We start from the raw sequence: 24325 nt of genomic DNA on the forward strand, positions 1-24325 counted from the left end.
CCACTTTCACACCACTTCCGAAAAGGAGAAAACATCATGGCTACCCCAACTTTCGACGAGCGTCTCGCAACCATGAAGGCCAACCGTTCCGCCAACAACATGGACTCGGGCCTCTACCACGCCAACATCAACGTCCTGGACAAGTCCACCCTGGAGGACGCTGTTGAGCACCCGGAGAAGTACCCGAACCTCACTGTCCGTGTGTCTGGCTACGCAGTGAACTTCGTCAAGCTGACCCGCGAGCAGCAGCTCGACGTCATCTCCCGTACCTTCCACCAGGGCTCCTAAATGGCAGATGGCATTACCGGCGTCGTCCACCTGTCCCCTGAAGAGGGTGACAAGGTGCGCGGCGCCGCCGCCGGTTTGGGCACAAATAATGACCTCGACGAGTTCAGCCGCCCGGAGTTGATGCAGGCACGCCGTTCTGGCGACATTGCCCTCGTTCACTCTTGGGAGCTGGTGACCGCCGTTGATGGCCCTGGAACCCGCATGACGGTGTTCATGTCGGGATGCCCGCTGCGCTGCCAGTACTGCCACAACCCTGACACGATGGAAATGAAGGTCGGCACTCTGGAGCGCATCGAAGACGTGGTCAAGCGCATTAAGCGCTATAAGCCAGTCTTTACTGCCTCCGGGGGCGGACTGACCATGTCTGGCGGCGAGGCGCTGTTCCAGATTGCGTTCGCTCGGCGTTTGCTTAAGGAGGTCCACGACGCGGGTATCCATACGACGATTGACACGTCGGGATACTTGGGTGCGCGCCTGCGCGACGAGGACTTGGACAACATTGACCTCGTTCTCTTGGATGTCAAGGCTGGTGACGAGGAGACTTACAAGGAAGTCACGCGCCGCGAGCTGCAACCCACCATCGACTTCGGTGACCGTCTCAATGAGATGGGCAAGCCGGTGTGGATTCGCTTCGTGCTCGTCCCTGGCCTGACGGATTCCCCAGAAAACGTCGCCAACGTGGTCAAGATTGCGTCCCGCTGGAAGAGCAACGTCGAGCGAGTCGAGGTGCTGCCTTTCCACAACATGGGCGCGGACAAGTGGCACGAGCTGGGCTACCCGTACACTCTTGAGGACACCAAGCCACCTAAACCGGAAGACGTTGAATCTGTCCGAGATGCGTTCCGCAAGGAGGGTTTCGTGGTCTACTAGAAGCATGAAACGCTTCGGCCACACCATCAAGGAACACACCCTCACCGCCCCCTGGGATTATGACAATCCCGCCGCAGGTTCTTTCGAACTCTACGCGCGCGAGATCATCCCACCGGGCGGTGAGAACTACCCGGCACTGCTCTATAACCAGGGCGGGCCGGGTTTTCCGTCTCCGCGGCCGCTTGACGCTACCGGGCTTATCGGGAAGGGCCTGGAGCGCTACCGCTGGATCCTCATGGATCAGCGTGGCACCGGGCGCAGCCACCGCATCGACGAACTTAGCCCGGCTGAGGACCGCACGGCGCAGCGCTTGGCGCAGCTGCGCCAGGAGAACATTGTGCGCGATGCCGAGCGCCTGCGTGAGCACCTAGGGGAGGAGTCCTGGGATCTCTTCGGCCAATCCTTCGGGGGATTCATCATCACCGCCTATGCCTCGATGTTCCCACAGTCCATCGGTCGGGCTTTCCTTACGGGTGGCTTGCCCACCTTGACCAAGGGGGCGGATGACCTCTACCGCACGACCTTTGCCAAGCTCAAGGTCCGCCATGAGCGCTTTTACGCCCAGTTCCCGTGGGCTCAAGCGCGCGTCGAGGAAATCCTCCACCACCTAGACAACTCGGAAGAACTCCTACCCACGGGTGAGCGCCTGTCTGCGCGCCGCTTCCGCACCATCGGTATTGAATTGGGCCGCGGCACTGGCTTTGATTCTTTGGCCTACCTGCTGGAGGAACCTTTCCGCACAGTGAATGGTGAAAAGCGCTTGCGTTCGGACTTCCTCAACGACGTCGGAAGCCGCGTGAGCTTCCAGGCCGGCCCACTGTACGCGGCGATTCATGAATCCATCTACGGTGGCGTCGGCGGCCAAGCCGTTACAGGCTGGGCGGCGCACCGCATCCGCGAGGAGTTCCCCGAGTATGCTGAAGACGGCACGTATCTGACCGGCGAACACATCTTCCCCTGGCAATTCGACGAGGACCCGGCGCTGCGCCCCTTCAAAGAAGGTGCGGAGGAACTGGCTGCGCATGAGTGGACCAGGTCCCCGTATGATCCCGCAGTGCTTGCCGACGTCCCCCTGATCGCTGCTGCCGCCATCTACCTCGACGACATCTTCGTCCCCTTCGAGGATTCCATGGCAACGGGGGAGACCTACCGTGACCTGCGTCCGATGGTAACTAATCGCTTCCAGCACAACGGGATTGCGGAGGACGGTTCGGGGATTCTGGGCGAGCTCTTCCGATTGGCCGACGAGCGCTAGGGAGGAAAAGCTAGGGCGCTCGGGGCGCAGGCGTATTACTAGTGAGCAACGATTGGTGGGGAGTGCTCCACGCAGCCTCGTGGTGGGTGTCACGTTATGGCAAAATAGTTGCGAAAAGTGAACTGATCCTAGAAAGGCTAATCCATGGGTCCCCTCATTGTCTTTGGCGTGATAGTCCTGCTTCTCGCCGCCCTAGCTTTCGATGGCTTCTTCATCGTGCGTACGAAGGAAGCAGCCATCATTGAGCGTATGGGTAAGTTCGTCAACGTTGCCCACGCGGGCTTGCACCTCAAGGTGCCGTTGGTTGACCGCGTCCGCGCCAAGATCAGCCTGCAGATTCGCCAGCTCGATGTCATGGTGGAGACTAAGACCAAGGACAACGTCTTCGTCCAGATTCCTGTGGCCGTGCAGTATGAGGTAGTCCAGGGCAGCGAGCGTCAGGCCTTCTACACCTTGTCCAACCATGAGCAGCAGATTGTGGCTTATGTGCAGGACAACGTTCGCTCCTCTGTGGCGAACATGAACCTGGATGATTCCTTCTCCTCCAAGGACACCATCGCCCGCAACGTAGCTATGTCCCTGCGCGACAACATGGCTGCCTACGGCTGGAACTTCGTCAACACCCTCGTTACCGATATTCGCCCGGATGCCCGTGTGCGTGAATCCATGAACTCCATTAACGCAGCACAGCGAGAGCGCGAGGCTGCCGTGGCCCAGGCAGAGGCTGAGAAGATCCGCGTGGTTAAGGAAGCGGAAGGTGCGGCTGAGGCCAAGAAGCTGCAGGGTCGCGGTGTGGCTGACCAGCGTAAGGAAATTGTCGAAGGTATTGCCCAGCAGTACGAGCTGCTGCGCGCTGCCGGTGTGGAGGAGAACCCAGAGACCCTCATGCTGGTCTCCCAGTACCTCGACGCCATGGTGGATGTGGCGGACCGCGCCCACACCAACGTGCTCTACATGCCGTCTAACCCGGGCGGCATGCAGGACCTCTTCAGCGGTATGCGCGACACGCTCCTGTCGACCGACGCCATTAATTCCGCTCCGAAGCCAAAGGTGCCGGCCGGCGAAGCAAAGCACAGCCGCGAAGATGCAGCTGCTGAACGTCGCCGCCGCGAGGAGAAGGAGCGCCGTGAGCGTGACGAGCGTGCCAGCCGTGACGCTGAAGTCATGGAACAGGCTAAGCGCGCTCAACAGCAGGCCCAAGAACATGTCCAGAATGCGCAACAGCAGGGCTTCGGTAACATGCCGGGCTTCCCTACGCCTCCGCAGGGCAATGCCCAGCCGCAGTCCGCGCGTGATTACTTCAACCAGCTGCGCAATCAGCTCAACCAGAACAACAACGGCCACTAAACACTGCCCGTAGCAACGGTGAAGGGCCTTCCCGACATACCGGGGAAGGCCCTTCTCCTGTCTTTAGCACTCCTGCAGCAGGCGGCTGAGTGCTTCTTTCTCTGCTTCGGTTACCCACACGCCATACGCCGCCTTCACGTCAACGATGCGCTGTGCATACTCACAGCGGAAGGCCTTATGAGGCGGCAGCCACGTGGCGGCATCGCCGGCGCCTTTTTGCTGGTTAAGCGGCCCGTCGACGGCGAGAAGATTGCGTGGATCATTAGCAAAATTGCGGCGCTGCTCGGGCGACCATTGCTGGGCACCTTTCTGCCAGGCGTCGGCCAGCGCGACAACGTGGTCAATCTGCACCGCCTCGGATGTCCCCGCCCCACGCTGAAAGTCGATGACCTGCCCGGAGTACGGGTCATGCAACGTGCCGGACATCGCTACACAGTCAAAGGTGCCCTCGTTGATGACAAGATTGTCCAGGTCACGGCGCAGGATATCGTTGCGAGTATCGCAGCCATTATGGCCAAACTCGACGGTGACATCGTCGGACCACGCCTGCCCAAACTGCGCGCGATCGTAATCCGTCATCGGCGCGCGGCCTTTGACTTCCAAGGATTCCAGCGCGGCCAAGGCTTCAGCCACCTCGCGTCTGTCTGCGTCAACCTCGGGACTGTCCTCCTTAGGAGTGCTCGTGGGCTCTTCGCGCGTTGATGAGGGCGCGTTGCCCTGCGCAGTGTCTGGGTGCTCGGCAGGGGAGGGAAATAGCAGGCCGCACACCACCAATGCAACAACGAGGACGTTGAGTAGAGCAGCGAGAAAGAAGGGGGTGCGAGAGGCCATGACGCATTGATCCTAGTGGGTAGAATCTGATGTCGGTATGAGTATCGATATGTTCTTTGACGAGTACCTCGCCGAGCGCGGCCTGTCGCGCTCCGCTGAGGTCGTTCCGGACCACGCCTGCCAGGTCTTTTGTGGCCTGCCCAAGCCCCAAACGCAGCCCTCCCTAGACGAAGCTGCGCAACGTGTAGCGCGTGTCTTGGGGGAATAGCGCGCGTGGATATCCCAAACATCGCTGCGCAGGGAGTAAGCGCGGCACCTTATGCGCTGTCCTTTTCCGGCCAGGGTTTCCCCTGGTTGCCTACCCTCCGGGAGGCACTCGCTGCGGGGGTGCGGCCGCAGCTTGCGACCTATCTCGCCGACGCGGAAGAGATACTCGCTCCGCTCAGCGACGCCCTCCTTCCCACCTCCCCGCACGGCTTCGCACCACTAACGTGGGCGGAGGCAGAATCTGGGTTTGCGCTATCCGCCCCCGCTGTGTCCACTCCGGGTATCCTGTGCGCTCAGCTTGCGGTCCTGGAGTCTGTGCGGGCACAGGGCCTAGATATATCTAATGCCGTGTTGAGTCTTGGTCATTCCCAAGGCGTGCTTGCCGCCCCTGTGACGTCTGGTCGCGCGACCCCAGGCGAGGCACTGGCCATAGCCCGGCTCATTGGTGCTGCGCTGACGACGACTGCCCGCATCCACGGGCTCGTGCGCACCGCGCAGGGAGCGCCCATGGTGGTAGTTGAGGGAGCTACACAGGAACAACTCCACGAGCTGGGTGCCCATATCGGTCTCATCAACGGCCGCGAACGCAGCGTCATCGTAGGCACCCCGGAGGAGCTTGCCCGCGTGCGTCGCAGCATGGCAGATGAACAGGTGACCTTCACGGACCTTGATGTTGATGCCGCCTTCCACCATCCGGCCCTAGCTCCAGCTGTGGAGCAGGTGGAGCGCTGGGCCGCCGCCCTCGAGCTCGATGCTGTGCTTGCTGGCGAGCTTGCCCGCGCTGTGCTGACAGATACCGTTGACTGGCCTGCCCGCGTCGACGAGGCGGTTGCCGCCGGCGCGCGCTGGATTCTGGAGATAGGACCCACCCGCGGCGTTGAGCCGCTAACCCGAGAGGTGGTGGCCGGACGTGGCGTGGGAACCCTAGCCGTGGGTACCGCTGAGGGCCAAGCGCAGCTCTTCGAGCCCGGCCGTGCCTCTGCCGTGCCGGCAGCCTGGTCCGATTTCGCGCCACGTCTGGTTGGCGGACGCCTCTCCACACGTTTTACTGAAACGACAGGTTACTCCCCGGTCATGCTGCCCGGCATGACACCAACCACGGTGGATCCGGCAATCGTTGCCGCGGCTGCCAATGCTGGGCACTGGGCGGAGCTTGCCGGCGGCGGCCAGCACACCGAGGACATTCTGAACCAGAACCTGGAGAGACTCGCACGCCTTCTCGCGCCGGGTGTTAACGCCCAGTTCAATGCTCTGTACTTATCTGCTTCACAGTGGCGGCGCCAGATTGAAGGCCAGCGTGCCATTCCCCGGGCACGGGCCGCGGGGACGCCGCTCAACGGCGTGGTCATTTCTGCCGGCATCCCGCCGCACGAGGAAGCAAGTGACCTAGTACGGCGCCTCCACGCGGAGAACATCCCGTGGGTAGCTTTCAAACCCGGCACAGTGGAACAGATCAAGCAGGTGCTGGCCATCGCCCGTACCGTTCCCACTCCGCTCATTATGCAGGTAGAAGGTGGCAAAGCCGGCGGCCACCACTCCGCTGAGGACCTCGACGAGCTCCTTGCCGCCACCTATGACGATATCCGCCGGCACCCCAACGTTCTGCTTGCCGTCGGCGGCGGCATCGCCACCCCAGCGCAGGGCGCGGAGTACCTCACCGGCGAGTGGTCGCGGCGTCGTGGCCTGCCCGCAGCGCCTGTCGACGCCATCATGATCGGCACCGCCGCCATGGCCACCGCCGAGTCCACGGCGTCGGCGTCGGTGAAGCAGGCACTCGTTGCTGCCACGGAAGACGATGTCACTTCGGGCCGTTCCGACCTCGGCGCTAGCATCCATGAGCTGGATAATTCCTTCGCCCATGCCGGGCGATTGCTCGATGCAGTCGCGGGTGATGAGGAGCTAGTGGATGCTCACCGCGAAGAGATCAGTGCTGCCCTAGCAAAGACGTGTAAGCCCTACTTTGGGGACCTCGACGCCATGAGCTACGCCGAGTGGCTGCGACGTTATGTGGAGTTGTCCTTCCACGACGGCTGGGCGGATGAATCGTGGTGCACTCGCTTCGAGCACATGGTGGCGCGTACTGAAGCCCGCCTGCATGAGGTCGACCACGGTGAGATAGCCCTGCAGGTCACGGTCGATGCCACCGACCCTGCGGCCGCTATTGACGAGCTTGTTGAGCTTTATGGCGACGCTGCCCTCCACCCGACGGATGCTGCGTGGTTCGTGTTCCTTGTCGACGGCCCCGGTAAGCCACCGGGGTTTGTGCCGATTATCGATGCTTCCGTGCGCCGCCGCTTCCGCCAGGATTCCTTGTGGCAGGCCCATGACGAGCACTTCGATGCCGACAGTGTCTGCATCATCCCAGGTACAGCAGGCGTCGAGGGCATTGAATACGCCAACGAACCGGTTGCGCAGTTGCTCAAGCGCTTCGAACAGGCCACCATCGACCTGCTTTCAGCAGCTCCCAGTCCACACCTGGATGCTCCTGTGCCCAGCGCTGAGGAACTCATCCGCCGGGCTCCCTGCCTCAATTGGGCTGGCCGCGAGCAGGCGAATCCACTACGCCTCGATGTGCCCGGCGCGACCCTTGAACCGGTAAGCACCGACTCCGCGGATTTCTGGTTTACCGTTCCTTTAGGCCTCAGTGCTCGTGGCGGTGCCTACGGCGGTGCGGACGCTGATGCCGCGCTGCGCGTGCGTATCACCGCGCCGAGCGTGCCGGGCGCTTCGCCCGTCGTCAGCGCCGAGGATGCTGCTTCCGCTATGCGGGAGCTGGCCCGCGTGGCTGCTGGGCGAACACTGCCGGAGGTAGACCACAGCAGCGCTACGGTCACGGCCACGCTCGATGCAGCGGACATCGCGAACTATGTCTCCGTGACCAGTGCCGGTAGCGCCGATGGCCCAGTCGTGCCCGACGTCTTGGTAGGTACTGCTTGGCCGGCCATTTTCGCCGTCATCGCAGAGGCCCGCACGGCCGGTGATCAGGGTGCGGCCGGCGAGCATGGCGCGGTAGTGGAACCCGTGGTTGAGGGCCTGCTTAACCTTGTCCACCTTGAGCATTCGCTGGAACTAGCCGAAGGAGCCGCGAGGCTTCTCGCCGCCGCAGCCGCACCGGGCGCGGATCCCCTACAAGTACAGGCCACCGCCCGCCTGCGAGGCGTGTGGGATACGGTCTCAGGCCGCGTGGTTGAGGTCGCGGTGAACATTGAGCACGAGGGCAACTTTGCCCGGCTGCGCGAACGTTTCCTCATCCCCGGCCGCACCGGCACTCGTGTTGCGCCGGGCGCAGACGACGCCGCTGAGGGCGCTTTCGAGTTCGTTCGGGAGACCCCGCGGTCGTTCCGCCACCGCCTCACCGTTACGGCGCCTGACTCCATGCGTCCTTTCGCTGTGGTGACAGGGGATCATAACCCCATTCACACGTCTGCGAATGCTGCCGCACTGGCGGGGCTAGACAATGGCCCCATTGCGCATGGCATGTGGACCTCGGCGCTGGCACAAACTGCCGCAGCCTTCGATGGCACCCGAGTCCTACAATGGTCTGCGACCATGCTCGCGCCGGTACGTCCAGGCAGTGAGGTGGAGCTGGTGGTGGACCGGGTGGGCGTCGATAAGCGCAGCGGCCACGGCGAGGTCCGCTCCGTGACCGCGACGAGTGACGGCGTGGTGGTGCTGGAGGCACGCGCCACGATGAGCACGCCTCGCACGTTTTATGCCTTCCCCGGCCAGGGAATTCAGGCTCCGGGGATGGGGATGCAGGAGTATGGGACTTCTCCCGCCGCACGTGCGGTGTGGGAGCGCGCCGATGCGCACACGAGGCAGCATCTGGGCTTTTCCATTCTGGAGATCGTGCGGAATAACCCGGATACCGTGGCCGTGCGTGGCACGACGTATTCCCATCCCGATGGTGTTCTGTACCTTACCCAGTTCACACAGGTAGCCATGGCCACGCTGGGCTGCGCGCAGATTGCTGCGTTGAAAGAAGCCGGGGTTCTGGATAGCACGGCGGCCTTTGGCGGGCACTCCGTAGGCGAGTACAACGCGCTGGCTGCCTACGCCGAGGTGCTCACACTCGAGGCAGTCTTGGAGATCGTCTACGTGCGCGGCCTCACCATGGACCGTCTCGTGGAGCGCGATGCTGAGGGCTATTCGCGCTACGGGTTGGGCGCGCTAAGGCCCCACAAGATGGGGATGCGCGCCGATGAGGTCACGGACTACATTGCCGAAACTATTGAGGTCACCGGGGAGTTCCTCGAGGTGGTCAATTACAACGTGGCCGGGCACCAGTACGCCATTGCTGGGACGGTGGATGGCCTTATTGCCATCGAGGAGAACGCCGAGCACTGGGCTCCTGGCCAGCATGCCTTCGTTCCCATCCCCGGCATTGATGTGCCTTTCCACTCCTCACGTTTGGTGGACGGAGTAGATGACTTCTGCGCCCACTTGGATGAGCTCATCCCGCAGGACATCGACCTGGATGTGCTGGTGGGGCGCTACGTGCCCAACCTCGTTGCCCGGCCTTTCGCCGTGGACCGTGATTTCGTGGAAGCCATCGCAGAGGTCGTTGATTCGCCGCGTATCGCGGCCATCCTGGAGGACTTCGCAGCAGCCGCGGCACACCCGCAGAGGCTTGGCCGCACGCTGCTGGTGGAGTTGCTGGCCTGGCAGTTTGCTTCCCCGGTGCGCTGGATCGAAACGCAGGACCTGCTGCTGACCCCGCGCGGTGTGCAGACCGCTTCCGGGCTTCCGGGCTTAGGCATAGAGCGCTTCGTCGAGGTCGGGGTGGGGCACGCTCCCACAGTGGCCAACATGATGGGGCAGACTCTTAGCTTGCCGGAATATGACGGCGTTCAGGTCGAGGTCCTCAACACCGAGCGCGACCATGCCCGGGTCTTCGCCGAGGACACAGAGCCGGCACCGGCCCGGGAGACCGCGCCGACGAACGAGCCTTCTCAGCCGCCACAGCCCACACCACAGCTCGCGGCCGATGAGCTGTCGGCTACCCACACAGCCACCCCCGTTTCCGCGACCGAAAAGGTTCCTGACCAGCCGCTGAGCACACAGCAGGCGGTTGAGATGCTCATCGCCCTGTGGACGAAGGTGCGTCCCGATCAGATTGCGGCCACCGACACGATTGAAGGTTTGGTAGAGGGCGTATCCTCCCGCCGCAACCAGCTGCTGTTGGACCTGGGCGTAGAGTTCGGCATCGCCGCCATCGACGGTGCGGCGGACATGCCGGTGAGCGAGCTGGCGCAGACCGTGGCGCAGCGCGCGCCGGGCTATCACGCGTTTGGCCCGGTGCTTACCGAGCAGGTGGCGCAGGCCGTGCGCCGCGTGACCGGACCGGCGGGAAAGAAGCCGGGATATATTGCCGAACGTGTGAACAATGAGTGGGGTCTGGGACCGGGCTGGGTCGAGCGCACACTGGCGGAGCTCGTGCTGGGCAGCCGGGAGGGCGCGTCCCTGCGCGGCGGGGAGCTGGCCACATTACCCGTCAGCGCTGCTACCACCGTAAAGGGGCTGGATGAGCTTATCGACGCCTCCCTTAACGCCACCGCAACCCGCGCCGACGTCACGGTGGCCAGGGTTTCGCACGCGAGCGCTGCCACCGTCGTGGATCCAGCGGCGCTGGCTGCGTACACGGAGCGGCTCGAATCCGCGCTCGAGGATTCCGCCCACACGCTGCTGGAAGCCCTTGGCCGTGAGGACGCCGAGCACGGTGACGACGCTGAGCACGGTGAGCAGAAGGTGCACGACGAGCACCTCGCCAACCTTGTGGCTGCGGAGCTTGGCCCGGACTGGGCGCAGCGCGTAGCGCCGGCCTTCGACGCGAAGAAGGCTGTCCTGTTTGATGATTGCTGGGCTTATGCCCGCGAGGGCCTTGTCCGCGCTGCGGCGGCCGGCGTCGAAGATCCGCCCCTTGATGTCCTGGGTGCCGGCGCGGAGGTTGCGCGTATGGCCGAGTACCTGGGCTATCACCACCAAGCGGTGGATGCTGAGGTACCCGGTGAATTCCTGCTCCACTCCGGGCAGGTGGCCGTGGTCACAGGTGGCTCGCCGGGCTCGATTGGCGCGGAAATTATCTCCGAGCTGCTCGTCGAAGGTGCCACCGTTATCGCGACGACCTCGCAGCTTACCCCGGACCGCCTGGAGTTTTTCAAGGAGCTGTACCGCACCCGTGCCGTTGGCACAGCAGCGCTGTGGGTAGTCCCGGCCAACCTTAACTCCTTCGCCGACATCGACGCGCTGGTGGAGTGGATCGGCTCAGAACAGACGGACACCGTGGGCGGAAAGACCGAGCTGCGCAAGCCGTCCTTCGTGCCGGACCTGCTCTTCCCCTTTGCCGCCCCGCGCGTAAGCGGCACCGTGGCGGAGGCTGGTCCTGAAGCAGAAGCGCAGATGCGCTTGTTGCTGTGGTCGGTAGAAAGGCTCATCGCGGGCCTGTCTGCGCTGGGCGCGGATACCCACTTGGGGCATCGCCTCCATGTGGTTCTTCCCGGATCACCCAATCGTGGGCGCTTCGGTGGCGACGGTGCCTATGGCGAGGCCAAGGCAGCATTCGACGCCCTGGTACAGCGCTGGCACTCCGAGCAAAACACCTGGGGCGCGCGGACCTCGCTGGTCCACGCGCTCATTGGTTGGGTGCGCGGTACAGGGCTCATGGCGGGCAACGATCCACTCGTCGAGCAGGTTGAGGCCCGCGGCGTGAGCACCTTCTCGGCGAAGGACATGGCGATGTGCCTTGTGGATAATGCCGCGAACGAGGACATCCTCATCCAGACTGCCGAAGCGCCGGTGGTTATGGACTTCACAGGCGGTTTGGCTGGGGCCGACCTGGACTTCGCTGCGCTTGCTCGCGACGCCGCGCTTGGCGACGTCCCCCCGACCCCCACCAAGTCCCCCAGCCCAGCGCCGCGCACCGTCAAGGCTCTGCCGAATGTGCTTGCGCCACTGGAGTGGACGACACCCAGCTTCGATGGGGTTAGCCAGTCCTTGGAAGATATGGTCGTCATCGTGGGAGCAGGGGAGCTGGGCCCGCTAGGCACTTCGCGAACGCGCTTCGAGGCGGAAGTCAGCGGTGATCTCTCCGCCACAGGCGTTCTGGAGCTGGCGTGGAGCCGTGGCCTCGTGACGTGGGATGACTCCTCGGCAGCGTGGACCACGCCGGAGGGCGAAGAAATCGCAGAGGAAGATATCTACGACCGCTTCCACGATGAGGTCCTTGCCGGCATCGGCGTGCGCCGCTTCCACGATGACTTCGGCCCACACCTGCCCATGGTGGATAATCTCGCGCCTGAACTCACCACCATCTACCTGGAGAAACCGATCACCTTCGCCGTGGAGGATGAAGCCACCGCACAGTCCTTCGTGGATAGCTGCGAGGGCGCAACAATGCGGCGAGTGCTCACGAGCCCCGGCGGTGAGGCTGAATGGCAGGTGACCCGCCCTGCCGGATCCGCTGTACGCGTGCCGCGGCGCGTAGCCATGACGCGATTCGTCGGCGGCCAGATTCCGGAAGGCTTCGATCCTGGGGTCTACGGCATCCCTTCGGACATGCTGGAAAGCGTGGACCGCCTGGCGCTATGGAACCTTGTGTGCACCGTCGAGGCGTTCCTTGCCGCGGGCTTTAGCCCAGCCGAGCTGCTTGCCCACGTCCACCCGGCGCGAGTGAGCTCCACCCAGGGAACCGGTATGGCGGGGCAGGAGGCATTGCGCTCCTTGTACGTCGATAAGCTCCTCGCCCACCCCCGCCAACACGACATCCTGCAGGAAGCCCTGCCCAACGTCATTGCCGCGCACGTGATGCAGTCTTACGTCGGCGGCTACGGCCAGATGGTGCATCCAGTGGCGGCATGCGCAACGGCGGCGGTCTCCGTCGAGGAAGCCGTGGACAAGCTGCGCCTGCACAAGGCAGATGTCGTTGTCGCCGGCGGAATTGATGCACTCTCCGTGGAAGGAATCACCGGCTTCGGCGACATGGCGGCTACTGCCGATAGCTCAGAAATGGAGGCCAAGGGCATCGAGCACCGCTTCTTCTCCCGGGCCAACGACCGCCGCCGCGGCGGCTTTGTCGAGTCTGAAGGTGGCGGCACGCTGCTGCTTGCGCGCGGAAGTTTAGCCGCGGAGCTGGGCCTGCCGGTCCTCGGCGTGGTGGGCTTTGCCGAGTCCTTCGCTGACGGCGCGCACACCTCCATCCCCGCGCCGGGCCTTGGCGCGCTGTCAGCCGCGCGCGGGGGAGCAGACTCGCGCCTCGCGCAGTCTTTGCAGGAACTCGGTGTGGTGCCAGATGACATCGCGGTGGTGTCCAAGCACGACACCTCCACGAGCGCCAATGACCCTAATGAGTCCGACCTCCACGAGCGCATCGCGCGTGCCCTCGGGCGCAGCGACGGGAACCCGCTCTACGTGATTTCGCAAAAGACTCTGACCGGCCACGCCAAAGGCGGTGCCGCCGCCTTCCAGCTCATCGGACTCTGCCAGGTGCTGCGCGGAGGTATCGTTCCGCCGAACCGTTCGTTGGACTGCGTGGACCCTGAGCTGCGCCGGCACGAGCACCTCGTGTGGTTGCGCCAACCGCTGGACCTGCGCCGGACCCCGCCCAAAGCGGGGCTGGTGACGTCCTTGGGCTTCGGCCATGTCTCCGCGCTCATCGCGGTCGTGCATCCAGGGGCCTTCGTGACGGCACTCGTGGCTGAACGCGGCGAGGACTATGCACGGGCATGGCGCGACAGAGCCGAGATGCGAGAGCGCTATGGCTTACGCCGCCTCGAGGAAGCCATGCGGGGCGGCTCGGCGCTCTACCAGCGGCCGGTCCACCGCAATCTGGGCGATGGACACGCTGCGGAGGTCAAGGAACGCGAGGCTGCCGTGCTGCTGAGTGAAGACGCGCGAATGCGTCATGGTGTACTCGAACCCGACGCCGAGCGGGGGTAGAAAGCTGCCGGATACCCCCAGCGTGCACCGTCTGAAACGATAAAGAAGCAGGTCAGACGGGTTGAACTCGAGGTGCGGGCTGGGGCACCATGCAAGGGTGAAAATCAGCACAAAACCTTTACTTGGTGTTATTACTGTTGCCCTTGCCGCCACGATTGGGGGGTGCTCCGCCACCGGTGGCGCACCCCGCCCCAGCGCCGACGGCGAACTAGCCGGAGGCGTCGATACCGAACGCCTCGTTGTCGCCATGGTCTCCCACGGCGCGCCCGGTGACACGTATTGGGACCTCGTGCGCAAGGGCGCGGAGGATGCGGCGCGCAAGGACAATATCGAGCTGCGCTATTCCTCAGACCCGGAGGCTCCCAACCAGGCCAACCTGGTCCAGTCCGCCATCGACTCTGGTGTCGACGGCATCGCCGTGACTATGCCGAATGCGGGCGCTATTGGCCCTGTGGCTAAGAAGGCAGCCGACGCTGGAATCCCCACCGTGGGGCTGAATGCCGGCATGGATGACTACCAAAAGTACGGCATGAGCGCCTTCTTCGGCCAAGAGGAAAAGGTCGCGGGCACCAAGGCTGGTGAGCGCCTCAAGGACGATGGCGCCAAACACGCGCTGTGCGTCATCCACGAGCAGGGCAACTCCTCCCAGGAGGCGCGCTGTGCCGGCCTCAAGGAGGGCATGGCCGGCGGAAAGGTGGAGATCCTCTACGTCAACGGCAAGGACCTCACCGCCGCGCAGTCCACCATCAACGCCAAGCTTGCGCAGGATAAGTCCATCGACTGGGTCATGGCCCTGCAGGCTTCGGTTGCTATGCGCTCGACCGCCGCGGTGGCGGATGCTGGTTCTGAAGCGAAGGTGGCCACCTTCGATACCAACGCTGAGCTTGTCGACGCCATCGCGGACGGCAAGGTTCAATGGGCCGTGGACCAGCAGCCCTACATGCAGGGCTACCTTGCGGTCGACGCCCTGTGGCTTGCGCACCGTAACGGCTCCACTCTGGGCGGCGGTCGCCCGGTCTACACCGGTCCGTCTTTCGTGGATTCCACCAACGTGGACATCATCTCTGAGTCGGCAAAGGAGGGCCTGCGATGAGCCAGGCGGTGCCGGTGAGGGGGGACGAGGAGGCGTCGGCAAGCACAGGCGATACCCGCCTGACCCAGCGCAGCGGATTCTCCCGTCTTATCCGCCGCCCAGAGTTGGCCAGCCTGCTCGGCGCGGTGGTCATTTTTGTTCTGTTCATGATTGTCGCCCCCGCTTTCCGTTCCCTGGAGGCGTTCTCCACGGTGCTGTATGCCAGCTCCACGCTGGGCATTGTGGCCCTCGCGGTGGGCCTGCTCATGATCGGCAACGAGTTCGACCTGTCTTCCGGTGTGGCCGTGACCTCGGCGGCACTCGTGGCCACGATGCTCAATTACAATTTCCACCTCAACTCCTGGGTAGGCGTGGGGCTATCTCTGCTCACGGCGCTGACTATCGGTGCACTCAACGGCCTGTTGGTCACGCGCACCAAGATTGATTCCTTCCTCATCACCTTGGCGGCCTTCCTCATGCTGCAGGGCCTTAACCTGGCCATCACCAAGCTGGTCACCGGCCAGGTGGCGACGCCCACCATCGCGGATATGGAAGGCTTTCCCTCCGCACGCGTGGTGTTCGCTGGCACCCTCCACGTGGGCTCGCTGAGTATCCGTGCCACGGTCCTGTGGTGGATCCTTTTCGTGGCGATTGCCTCGTGGGTGCTGTACAAAACGCGCTGGGGAAACTGGATCTTCGCCGTCGGTGGCGACGATGCTGCCGCCCGTGCCGTAGGCGTTCCCGTGCGCCGCGTCAAGGTGGCGCTGTTTATGTTCGTCGGTTTTGCCGCGTGGTTCGTCGGTATGCATACGCTCTTCGCTTTCGATTCCATCCAGGCAGGTCAGGGCATTGGTAACGAGTTCCTCTACATCATCGCCGCTGTTATTGGCGGCTGCTCCATGACCGGTGGGCGAGGCACTGCGGTGGGCACCGCCATCGGCGCGCTCATCTTCGGCATGACCAATCAGGGCATCGTGTATGCGGGCTGGAACCCGGACTGGTTCAAGTTCTTCCTCGGCGCCATGCTGCTTTTTGCTGTGCTGACGAATACGTCGGTAGCTAACTTCACCAAGAGGCGATAAACCATGATTGAGCTGCACGATATTTCCCAAACCTTCGGCAACTTCCACGCACTGCGCGGCATCAACCTCACCGTGCAGGAAGGCGCGGTGACTTGCGTTCTGGGAGACAACGGCGCGGGTAAGTCCACGCTGATCAAGATTCTCGCGGGCCTCAACCAGCCCACCGGCGGCACCATCACGGTCGATGGGGACGAGGTTCGTTTCGATAGCCCGCGTGATTCCCTCGATGCCGGTATCGCCACCGTGTACCAGGATTTGGCCTTGGTGCCCTCGCTGTCGGTGTGGCGCAACTTCTTCCTGGGGCAGGAGCTCACGGGGGCGCTGGGGCGTCTGCGGGAGGAAGAGATGAAGCGTATTACGCATGACCAGCTGGCTGAGATGGGCATTGTGCTTGGCGACGTCTCCGTGGAACTCTCCGCACTCTCCGGCGGCCAGCGCCAGGTGGTCGCCATCGCGCGTGCCATCTACTTTGGCGCGCGCTACATCATCCTGGACGAGCCCACCGCCGCACTCGGCGTGAAGCAGTCCGGCATGGTGTTGCGATTCATTAACGCTGCCCGCGAGCGCGGCATGGGCGTGGTGTTTATTACCCACAACCCGCAGCACGCTTATTTGGTGGGCGACCACTTCGTGGTCCTGACCGTTGGAGAGATGTCCTTAGATGCCGCCAAGGCGGACGTTACCCTTCCCGAGCTGACCCAGTGGATGGCCGGCGGCGATGAGCTGGAGGAGCTCAAGCAGGAGCTGGCGCGCTAAGCTGGCCCGCATGACAGTAAGCGGCGTGAGCGTGGGCACCGACCTAGTGCACATTCCCTCCTTTGCTCAGCAGCTGGATACCCCGGGCACGAGTTTCGAGCGGGTCTTTAGCGCCTTCGAGCTGCGCGTAACGCAGTCCCGCGGGTTGGAAGGGGAGGCCCGCGCGCAGCACCTGGCTGGGCGCTGGGCCGCCAAGGAAGCCTTCATCAAGGCATGGTCCCAGGCGCTCTATGGGAGTGCTCCGGTCATGGCAGAGGAATCCGTAGACTGGGCAGAGATTGAGGTTCACCCCGACGCCTGGGGCCGCGTGGCCCTAGCACTGCGCGGGGAGATAGCCCGCCAAGCGCACGATTCCTTGGGTGAGTACACCACAGCGCTCTCCATCAGCCATGACGGCGACTATGCCACCGCCACGGTGATTCTCAGCCGCCCGTCGCAATAGCGAAGAGGTAGGCAATGAGCATGCGCTTAATCTCTTCCACCACGCCATCGACGCTGTCCTCGGAGCGCATGATGCTGTAGTTGAGCAAGGACACGACGGTGTGGACGAGGAAGGCCGCTATTTCTACCCGGGCGGCATCGTCCATACCGGGAGCTAGGGGTTCGAGGATCTCCGCGATGGGCTTGAGCAGGGACAACTCCGTGTCCGCGGCCGTGGCACGGGTCGCCGGCGTGGATTGCACGGCATGCCACACCGCGCGGCGCGAGGGGTCATTGCGCCACACTCGCGCCATACGGTCGATGAATTCCTCAAGAAAGTCCGGCCATTGAAGCGCCGGGACGCGGTGCGAGAAACGCTCGACTTCCGCCAACATTTCCGCCGTGTCCTGGCGGTCAAGCTCGCACATCAGCACATACTTGTTGGCAAAGTATTGGTACAGCGTGCCGATGGGTACCTCCGCGCGGCGCGAGACCTCGTCGAAGGTGAAAGACTCAAAGCCATGGTCCACGAGCGTCTGACGCGCGCAGGACAAAATCCGGTCATATTTGGCGCGGCTGCGCGCTTGCGCTGGCCGACGCCTCGGGACCAGTATCTCCGGTGACTTTGAACTGGATTCCACGATCTAGTTGAGCCCCTTGAGCACGCGGGCAACGTGGCCAGTGGCCTTGACGTTGTACATGGCCTGACCAATGGTGCCGTCTTCCTCCACGAGGAAGGTAGAACGGATAACGCCTTGGACGACCTTGCCGTAGTTCTTCTTCTCCCCGAAAGCGCCATAAGCGGTCATGACTTCCTTGGTGGGGTCAGACAGAAGGGGGAAGTTCAGTTCGTGGTCCTCACGGAACTTTTTTAAGGCCTCCGGCTTATCGGGCGAAATGCCCACGACGGCGATATTCATTCCGTTGAGCTGCTCGAGGCTATCGCGGAAATCGCAGGCCTCCTTGGTGCAGCCAGGGGTGTTAGCGCGCGGGTAGAAGTAGACCAGGACGCGCTGGCCGGCAAAGTCGCTCAGGCTCACGGTGTTGCCGGCATCGTCGCTCAAGGAAAAAGCCGGTGCTGTGTCTCCCACGGACAGTCGTTGTGCTTCAGTCATGGTCCCCACCCTACCGTGATCGCGGTCCTACCCACCGTGCGAGTAGACATGCGGGCAACGCTGGGGTCAATGTAGAATGTCGACGTTAGAACAAAAACACAGTCAAAATCTCAGGAGATTTCCCGTGGCACGCAACATTGATGATATCCAGCGCGACATCGAGCGCACCCGCCGTCAGCTGGCTAGCACCTTGGATGAGCTGGCTTACCGCAGCAAGCCGCAGAACTTTGTGGACGACGCCAAGGGGGCTGCCACCCAGAAGCTGCAGGACCGCAACGTGCAGATGGCACTCGCTGGCGTCGGCGCTGCCGTCGTTGGCCTCATCGCTTTCTCCGTCTTCCGCTCCAAGCGCCGCAAGTCCGACATTAAGGAGCTGCAGCGCCTGCTGGCTGAGCGCCGCTAAGCACCCCTTTACGGGCGCTGCGCCGACGGCGCACGCGTGAGATCCCTGTCTTGGAAACGTCCAAGGCAGGGTTTCTTTTTACCCCGCCTTCTCCAAGAGAAGCAAAGGCTACCCTATCGGGGCTTTGGGTAGCCTAAGCTGAATGTGTACTATGAACTCGTCCTTATTGGAGTGCGATACTGCACGCGAACATGAAAGAACGAGGAAGCACAGTGGTTCTACGCCCCACACAGCACCTGACAGCACGGCGACGAGTTGGCGCCTTCGCCCTTGTGGCAGCATTTGCCAGTACCGTGGCAGGCTGTGCCGCCGGAACAACGGCTGAAAACGCTACGCAGTCTGCATCTGCAGACGGCACCGCTGCCGTGAGTTTCACGGACCTAGCCGGCCGCCACGTGGAGCTGGACCAGGAGCCAGAGCGCGTCATCCTGGGCGAGGGGCGCGCAGTATTCGCCACCGGCGTCCTTAATGCTGACGACCCCCTCGACAAGGTCGTAGCCATCGGTTCAGATCTCAAGCAGAACGTGCCCGACTACTATCGCGAGTTGGAAAAGACCGTCCCCAAGGTGAATGAGCTGCCCGAAATCGGAGGCTTTACCAAGGGTGATGTCACCGTGGAGGAACTCATCAAGCTCGACCCAGACCTTATTGTTCTCTCCAAAGACCAATACGAGGCCTCCCAAACCGCAGGACTTACCGACAAACTGGACCAGGCTGGACTCACCTACGCCGTCACCGACTTCCGCGCCAAGCCGCTGGAGAACACCGTCCCCACCATGGAAATCTTCGCCGATATCTTTGGCCACGAGGATCGCGCCGAGGAATTCATCGCGGACTGGCAGAAGAACGTTGACCTAGTGAAAGAACGCGCGGCGAAGGTGAAAGACAAACCATCCACCTTCGTGTGGCGCGCGGCAGGTGTGTCGGACTGCTGTGGCTCCTGGAATGACTCCAACATCTCCCAGCTAGTCAACGTTGCCGGCGGTAAGAACGTGGCTGATGGCCTCATCGATGGCGAGTCCGGCGCCCTTACCCCCGAAAAGGTCATCGACGCTGACCCTGACATGATCATCGCCACCGGCGGCGACTGGTCCGCCAAGGTTGATAGCTCCACGGGCCACACCGGCTTCGCGGCTGCAGGGTACGGCATCAGCGAGAAGGACGCGCACGACAGCGCCGCCATGCTTGCCGACGTCCAACCCGGCTTTCCTGATCTCACGGCCGTGAAGGAGCACCAACTCCACGGCTTGTGGCACCAGTTCTACAACTCGCCCTTCAACTACCTAGCACTTCTCCAGATCGCTGCCTGGCTCCACCCGGAGGACTACGCTGACATCGACGTGCAGCAGGAATGGGCCGACGCCCAAGAGAAATACTCGCCTGTCTCTGGCGACGGAACCTTCTTCAGCACCAACTAATCATGAGTATTACCGCATCTACTGCGCGCTCGGGCAGCGCCCAGCGCACCACGAGCGCCGACACCGAGCCGAACACAGTGTCAGACCCAGCGTCAGACCCAGCGCCGAACGCTGCGTCGAGCCTTGCGCCGAACCCAGCGGCGGCCGCCGCGGCACTCGCGCGGGAGCACGCCCGTGTGACACGCCGCCGCATCGCCATCGTCCTCGCTCTTGCCGCCGTAGCCCTCGCTGCTTTCCTACTTAGCGTCATCGTTGGTGCTATCGACCTCACTCCGGGTGAGGTGCTGCGGGGTCTGGTGGACCCGGGAGGTGTCGACAAGCAAACGCGGACGGTCCTCTGGCACCTGCGCCTACCGATGGCAGTCATGGCCCTGCTCATCGGCGCCAGTTTGTCGGTGGCGGGCGCGCACATGCAGACCATCTTGGATAACCCCCTCGCCGAGCCTTTTACCCTCGGCATCTCCGCCGCCGCGGCCTTCGGCGGGGCCAGCGCCATCGTGCTGCGCTGGCAGCTGCTGGCCCAGCCGCAGTTCAACCTCGCGCTTATCGCGTGGCTGTCCGCGGCCATCGCCACGGCGATCATCGTTGTCGCCGCCGTTCTTCGCGGCGCGAAGTCGGAGACAATGGTGCTGCTTGGCATCGGCCTCGTCTTCTTCTTCCAAGCCATGTTGGCGCTCATTCAGTACCGCTCCTCCAGCGAGGCCCTCCAGCAAATCGTCTTCTGGTCCATGGGCTCGTTGACTCGTGCCACGTGGCAGGCCAACGCCGTTCTGGCAGGTGTGCTGGCGGTGGCGTTGCCCATCTTGGGTGCACTCTCGTGGAGGCTCACGGCACTGCGGCTTGGCGACGCCCGCGCCACCGCCCTCGGCATCAACACCTCCCGCCTGCGCATCATCGTGCTTATCGTGGTCTCGCTCGTCGCGGCCACCACCGTGGCCTTCGCCGGCATCATTGGCTTTATCGGCCTGGTTGGCCCGCACATCGCGCGCATGCTGGTGGGTGAGGACCAGCGTTACTTCATGCCGGCCTCCATGGCTGCAGGTGCGGCGGTCATGTGCGCCGCCCACGCGCTTAGTCTCGTCATCAAGCCCGGCGTGGCCATCCCCATCGGCATCGTCACCTCGCTCTTGGGGGCGCCGTTGTTCATCGCCATCGTCATGACCCGGAGGAGGGCACTGTGGACGTAGAACTCACCGTTTCTGACTTGTCAGCCGGGTACGGCTCACACATGGTGGTGGATGGATTAAGCCTTCCGACGCTGCGCGGCGGGCAGGTGGTGGGGTTACTGGGGCCGAATGCGTCCGGCAAGACGACGACCATCACGACGCTGGCCGGCGTTCACCGCGCTCGCGGCGGCACGGTGGATTTCCGTGTTGATGGCGAGGCTCCGCGCGGGAAGCGGCGCCGTCAGCTCATCGGATACGTCCCACAGGACCTGCCGAACAGCGCGGCGTTGTCGGCCTTTGAGGCCGTTCTTATTGCGGCCCGCCGGGAACTATACGAGGACCCCATCACTCGCACTGCCGAAGTGCTGCACTCCCTGGGACTCGATGCGATTGCGCAGCGCTACCTCAATGAGCTCTCAGGAGGCCAGCGCCAGCTCGTCGCCGTGGCGCAGATGCTCGTGGGGCACCCAGGCCTCATGCTTCTCGACGAACCCACCTCCGCCCTCGACCTCCACCGCCAACTCTTCGTACTGGGCCATGTGTCGGCGAAGGCGAGGGAGGAAGGCAGCCTCGCACTCGTGGCGATCCACGACATCAACCTGGCAGCCCGGATGTGCGACCAGCTCGTTGTGATGAAGGACGGGCAGGTACATGCGCACGGGATCCCGTCAGATGTGTTGAGCACTGAGCTTCTGCGCGAGGTGTATTGCGTGGAGGCAGATATCGTCGAGCACCGCGGACATCCCGTGGTGGCGCTGCAGGCGGTTAGTTAGACTTAGGCGGCGTGAGTCGCAATTCGCCTGAGAACCTCCTGTTGTACCTCAATCCGGAGGACGAAGAGTCTGTGCGGGAGGTCTTTTCCGCGCTAGCGGAGCGGGGCTTTCCCCTCCAGCGCCAGCGCCCGCACATCACGGTGACCTTTGCGCCAACGATGGATACGGCTGTCGTGGATGTGGCCCGCGACGTGCTTCCGCCTCTCCTGCCTGCGGTGTTTCGCCGCGTAGGGACCGTTGTTTTCGGCACCAAGAGCAAACAGACGGTGGCATGGATGCTGGAAACCACCGATGAGTTGGAGACCGCCGCGCGCCAAGTCAGTGCCGCAAACCCGGATGGACGCGGTCCACGCTGGACACCCCATCTGACCATGGGGCTGCGTCTGCCGCGCGCCATGGTGCCCGAGTACCTGCGGGCCCTCAATGAGATATCTGGGCCGGAGCACAAGAAATTCCTCGCGACGACCGCCGCCTGGTGGCGGCCCAAGCTGGAGCAACTCGAGGTGTTTTAAGGGCAAGCACAAGCTCCCTCTTTTGCTACCGGGGAATGCGAAATCCCCTCCACCAACTGAGTTGATGAAGGGGATGTACTGTGCGCCATCAGGGACTTGAACCCCGAACCCACTGATTAAGAGTCAGTTGCTCTGCCAATTGAGCTAATGGCGCAGTCGTTGTCTTAGCGGGCTCCTGATTTCCTCAGCGCCTGCCGTGCAACGAGATGTAACTTTAACACCCTGGCTTGAAAAAGGTAAAATCGCCAGGTTGTCAGCGGTTTTGAGTGTGTTAGAACGCCATTGCTCAACGCATACCTGGCGGCGCTTCCTTCCATAATCCGCGGATCGATAACGAAACGGTTAAAGGCGGCGGGGTCATCTAGTTTGACGGCGGTTGTGCGGACTAGGCTGGGTGCATTGTCTTTATCAGCGTCTCATCTATCTAGGGGTTTGTGTGCGTTCTCTATTCCCTAAGGCACGTCCCACAGGTTTTCTCACGGGTCTCGTGGCGGCCGCGTCCCTGATGGCTGCCTGTACTATTGGTTCTCCAGAGTCTGGGGAAGAAGCAGCGAAGATGTCGGCCGAAGAGGCGCAGGAGAGCGCGGCGGCGGAAGCGTCGGCGTCGGCAGCCGCAAAGGCGAAGCAGCTCAAGTTCTCGCTCAAGGATGGGGCAGAAGATGTTGACCCTTCTAAACCGATTGAAGTTACCTCCACTGCGGGGCTCAAAGAGGTCACCATGACCAACGAGTCTGGCAAGGTGGTGGAAGATGAGCTTTCCTCGGATTCGAAAACGTGGAAGAACACCGAGGTGCTGGGTTATAACCGCACCTACACCATCGATGCGAAAGACAAGGACGGCAACCATAAAGCCATTACCTTCACCACGCCACAGGCGGCGGCCGTTTCTGAAGTTGCCTTGAGTCCCCTCCCAGAGTCTGAAGTGGGCGTAGGGCAGGTTATTGGCGTGCGTTTTGGCAATTATGTCACCGACCGCAGAGCAGCTGAGGAGGCCATCACGGTCAAGACTGAGCCGTCGGTGGAGGGCGCTTTCTACTGGGTTAACAACCAGGAAGTGCGCTGGCGCCCGGCGCAGTATTGGGAGCCGGGAACGAGCGTGACTGTCGACGTCGACCTCTACGGCCGAAACCTCGGCGGCGGCGTCTATGGCGGTGAGGACGCCTCAACGAACTTCACTATCGGTGACCGCGTCATCACGTTGGTGGACAACAACTCCAAGATGATGTCGGTATTCAAAAACGGTGAGGTTTTGCGCCGGATTCCGATTTCCATGGGCGCGGATGGAAAGTGGGATACCCCGAACGGCGTGTATGTCATCGGTGACCAGTATCCGGAGCTGACCATGGATTCCACCACCTTCGGACTGGCACTCGATGCCGGCGGATACAAGACCGACGTCAAATGGGCAACGCAGATGTCCTACTCCGGTATCTACATTCATGCTGCTCCGTGGGCGGTGGGGGCGCTGGGTAGCTACAACCAGTCTCATGGCTGTATCAATGTCACGACCGAGGACGCCCAGTGGTTCCAGAACACCGTCAAACGCGGTGACGTGGTCAGGGTCTCCAACACTGGCGGCGGGGTGCTCAGCCCGCTTGATGGTTTGGGGGACTGGAACATGGATTGGGCCACCTGGTCTGCGGGGAACGCTACCGCGAATCAATAGCTCACCTCGATGCAGAGGTTAGGGTTGCACCATAATCCTTTCGACGTCGTATGGGTGATCACATGTCTAGGCCGAAATTCGTTGTCCTTCCTTTGGTGATGGTGTCTTTTTGTTTGCGGCGTGTACGACAGAGGATGCGCAGCAAGCTGAAGGGGGACGCGACAGTACAGTGTCGCCAACGGGCGAAACGGGTGATTCTGCAGCATGCAG

General features: G+C 62.8%; 19 protein-coding genes and 1 tRNA gene. 16 read left to right on the plus strand and 4 right to left on the minus strand.

The window, feature by feature from the left end; all coding sequences use genetic code 11:
* The first annotated feature begins 36 nt into the window (after positions 1–36).
* The 4 genes from grcA2 to I6J72_RS01035 all read left to right on the plus strand — a co-directional run bounded on the left by grcA2 (position 37) and on the right by I6J72_RS01035 (position 3760).
* Positions 37–288: an autonomous glycyl radical cofactor GrcA2 gene (grcA2, locus tag I6J72_RS13195; protein ID WP_042532094.1), complete on the plus strand. Its 252-nt coding sequence runs from the start codon at positions 37–39 to the stop codon at positions 286–288.
* Positions 289–1158: a pyruvate formate-lyase-activating protein gene (gene pflA, locus I6J72_RS01025; RefSeq protein WP_070673047.1), complete on the plus strand. Its 870-nt coding sequence runs from the start codon at positions 289–291 to the stop codon at positions 1156–1158.
* 4 nt (positions 1159–1162) lie between these two features.
* On the plus strand, positions 1163–2413 hold the full coding sequence (locus tag I6J72_RS01030) for an alpha/beta fold hydrolase (RefSeq protein WP_204099601.1): 1251 nt from the start codon (positions 1163–1165) through the stop codon (positions 2411–2413).
* A gap of 144 nt (positions 2414–2557) precedes the next feature.
* Positions 2558–3760 (plus strand): SPFH domain-containing protein, encoded by a 1203-nt coding sequence (locus tag I6J72_RS01035; RefSeq protein WP_204099602.1) that lies wholly within the window; start codon positions 2558–2560, stop codon positions 3758–3760.
* Positions 3761–3823: 63 nt separating this feature from the next.
* Here I6J72_RS01035 and I6J72_RS01040 read toward each other — a convergent pair whose 3' ends face one another.
* Entirely contained in the window at positions 3824–4591 is a 768-nt protein-coding gene (locus I6J72_RS01040; RefSeq protein WP_204099603.1) for an HNH endonuclease family protein, read from the minus strand.
* A 37-nt stretch (positions 4592–4628) separates the two neighbouring features.
* Here I6J72_RS01040 and I6J72_RS01045 point away from each other — a divergent pair, with 37 nt between their 5' ends.
* The 6 genes from I6J72_RS01045 (at position 4629) to I6J72_RS01070 (ending at position 17084) form a co-directional block, all read left to right on the plus strand.
* Entirely contained in the window at positions 4629–4799 is a 171-nt protein-coding gene (locus tag I6J72_RS01045; RefSeq protein WP_204099604.1) for a hypothetical protein, read from the plus strand.
* A gap of 5 nt (positions 4800–4804) precedes the next feature.
* Positions 4805–13732: a type I polyketide synthase gene (locus I6J72_RS01050; protein WP_239107421.1), complete on the plus strand. Its 8928-nt coding sequence runs from the start codon at positions 4805–4807 to the stop codon at positions 13730–13732.
* Between the two features lie 103 nt (positions 13733–13835).
* The gene (locus tag I6J72_RS01055; protein WP_370552162.1) at positions 13836–14825 is read left to right on the plus strand and encodes a substrate-binding domain-containing protein; all 990 of its coding nucleotides are present in this window, start codon (positions 13836–13838) and stop codon (positions 14823–14825) included.
* On the plus strand, positions 14822–15886 hold the full coding sequence (locus I6J72_RS01060; RefSeq protein WP_204099606.1) for an ABC transporter permease: 1065 nt from the start codon (positions 14822–14824) through the stop codon (positions 15884–15886). Before I6J72_RS01055 ends, I6J72_RS01060 begins: the two co-directional genes overlap by 4 nt.
* 3 nt (positions 15887–15889) lie before the next feature.
* On the plus strand, positions 15890–16642 hold the full coding sequence (locus tag I6J72_RS01065; RefSeq protein ID WP_039676697.1) for an ATP-binding cassette domain-containing protein: 753 nt from the start codon (positions 15890–15892) through the stop codon (positions 16640–16642).
* Between the two features lie 10 nt (positions 16643–16652).
* Complete coding sequence (locus I6J72_RS01070; RefSeq protein ID WP_204099607.1) at positions 16653–17084, plus strand: holo-ACP synthase; 432 nt, start codon at positions 16653–16655, stop codon at positions 17082–17084.
* On the opposite strand, the gene I6J72_RS01075 is transcribed toward I6J72_RS01070, so the two are convergent.
* Complete coding sequence (locus I6J72_RS01075) at positions 17065–17703, minus strand: TetR family transcriptional regulator (protein ID WP_115023346.1); 639 nt, start codon at positions 17701–17703, stop codon at positions 17065–17067. The genes I6J72_RS01070 and I6J72_RS01075 overlap by 20 nt on opposite strands.
* 3 nt (positions 17704–17706) lie before the next feature.
* On the minus strand, positions 17707–18177 hold the full coding sequence (bcp, locus tag I6J72_RS01080) for a thioredoxin-dependent thiol peroxidase (RefSeq protein ID WP_204099608.1): 471 nt from the start codon (positions 18175–18177) through the stop codon (positions 17707–17709).
* A 124-nt stretch (positions 18178–18301) separates the two neighbouring features.
* Here bcp and I6J72_RS01085 point away from each other — a divergent pair, with 124 nt between their 5' ends.
* The 5 genes from I6J72_RS01085 to I6J72_RS01105 all read left to right on the plus strand — a co-directional run bounded on the left by I6J72_RS01085 (position 18302) and on the right by I6J72_RS01105 (position 22449).
* Positions 18302–18580 (plus strand): DUF3618 domain-containing protein, encoded by a 279-nt coding sequence (locus tag I6J72_RS01085; RefSeq protein WP_039676689.1) that lies wholly within the window; start codon positions 18302–18304, stop codon positions 18578–18580.
* Positions 18581–18792: 212 nt separating this feature from the next.
* The gene (locus tag I6J72_RS01090; RefSeq protein ID WP_239107423.1) at positions 18793–19998 is read left to right on the plus strand and encodes an ABC transporter substrate-binding protein; all 1206 of its coding nucleotides are present in this window, start codon (positions 18793–18795) and stop codon (positions 19996–19998) included.
* A 2-nt stretch (positions 19999–20000) separates the two neighbouring features.
* A complete protein-coding gene (locus tag I6J72_RS01095) occupies positions 20001–21185 on the plus strand; it encodes an iron ABC transporter permease (RefSeq protein WP_239107425.1) in 1185 nt (394 codons plus the stop codon).
* Positions 21176–21937, plus strand: coding sequence for an ABC transporter ATP-binding protein (locus I6J72_RS01100; RefSeq protein ID WP_204099610.1), 762 nt, complete (start codon positions 21176–21178; stop codon positions 21935–21937). Before I6J72_RS01095 ends, I6J72_RS01100 begins: the two co-directional genes overlap by 10 nt.
* An 11-nt stretch (positions 21938–21948) precedes the next feature.
* Complete coding sequence (locus tag I6J72_RS01105) at positions 21949–22449, plus strand: 2'-5' RNA ligase (RefSeq protein ID WP_204099611.1); 501 nt, start codon at positions 21949–21951, stop codon at positions 22447–22449.
* Between the two features lie 81 nt (positions 22450–22530).
* Here I6J72_RS01105 and I6J72_RS01110 read toward each other — a convergent pair.
* Positions 22531–22603, minus strand: a tRNA-Lys gene (locus tag I6J72_RS01110).
* A gap of 282 nt (positions 22604–22885) precedes the next feature.
* On the opposite strand from I6J72_RS01110, the gene I6J72_RS01115 reads away from it, so the two are divergent.
* A complete protein-coding gene (locus tag I6J72_RS01115; protein ID WP_239107427.1) occupies positions 22886–24115 on the plus strand; it encodes an Ig-like domain-containing protein in 1230 nt (409 codons plus the stop codon).
* Positions 24116–24325: the final 210 nt, after the last annotated feature.

Source organism: Corynebacterium sp. FDAARGOS 1242, from assembly GCF_016889985.1.
In the GTDB taxonomy this organism is placed as follows: domain Bacteria; phylum Actinomycetota; class Actinomycetes; order Mycobacteriales; family Mycobacteriaceae; genus Corynebacterium; species Corynebacterium minutissimum_B.

What these genes read in the sequence shown, in the direction of transcription:
- grcA2 (WP_042532094.1), top strand. Translation starts at nt 37, where the DNA reads ATGGCTACCCCAACTTTCGACGAGCGTCTCGCAACCATGAAGGCCAAC.
- pflA (WP_070673047.1), top strand. Translation starts at nt 289, where the DNA reads ATGGCAGATGGCATTACCGGCGTCGTCCACCTGTCCCCTGAAGAGGGT.
- I6J72_RS01030 (WP_204099601.1), top strand. Translation starts at nt 1,163, where the DNA reads ATGAAACGCTTCGGCCACACCATCAAGGAACACACCCTCACCGCCCCC.
- I6J72_RS01035 (WP_204099602.1), top strand. Translation starts at nt 2,558, where the DNA reads ATGGGTCCCCTCATTGTCTTTGGCGTGATAGTCCTGCTTCTCGCCGCC.
- I6J72_RS01040 (WP_204099603.1), bottom strand. Translation starts at nt 4,591, where the DNA reads ATGGCCTCTCGCACCCCCTTCTTTCTCGCTGCTCTACTCAACGTCCTC.
- I6J72_RS01045 (WP_204099604.1), top strand. Translation starts at nt 4,629, where the DNA reads ATGAGTATCGATATGTTCTTTGACGAGTACCTCGCCGAGCGCGGCCTG.
- I6J72_RS01060 (WP_204099606.1), top strand. Translation starts at nt 14,822, where the DNA reads ATGAGCCAGGCGGTGCCGGTGAGGGGGGACGAGGAGGCGTCGGCAAGC.
- I6J72_RS01065 (WP_039676697.1), top strand. Translation starts at nt 15,890, where the DNA reads ATGATTGAGCTGCACGATATTTCCCAAACCTTCGGCAACTTCCACGCA.
- I6J72_RS01070 (WP_204099607.1), top strand. Translation starts at nt 16,653, where the DNA reads ATGACAGTAAGCGGCGTGAGCGTGGGCACCGACCTAGTGCACATTCCC.
- bcp (WP_204099608.1), bottom strand. Translation starts at nt 18,177, where the DNA reads ATGACTGAAGCACAACGACTGTCCGTGGGAGACACAGCACCGGCTTTT.
- I6J72_RS01095 (WP_239107425.1), top strand. Translation starts at nt 20,001, where the DNA reads ATGAGTATTACCGCATCTACTGCGCGCTCGGGCAGCGCCCAGCGCACC.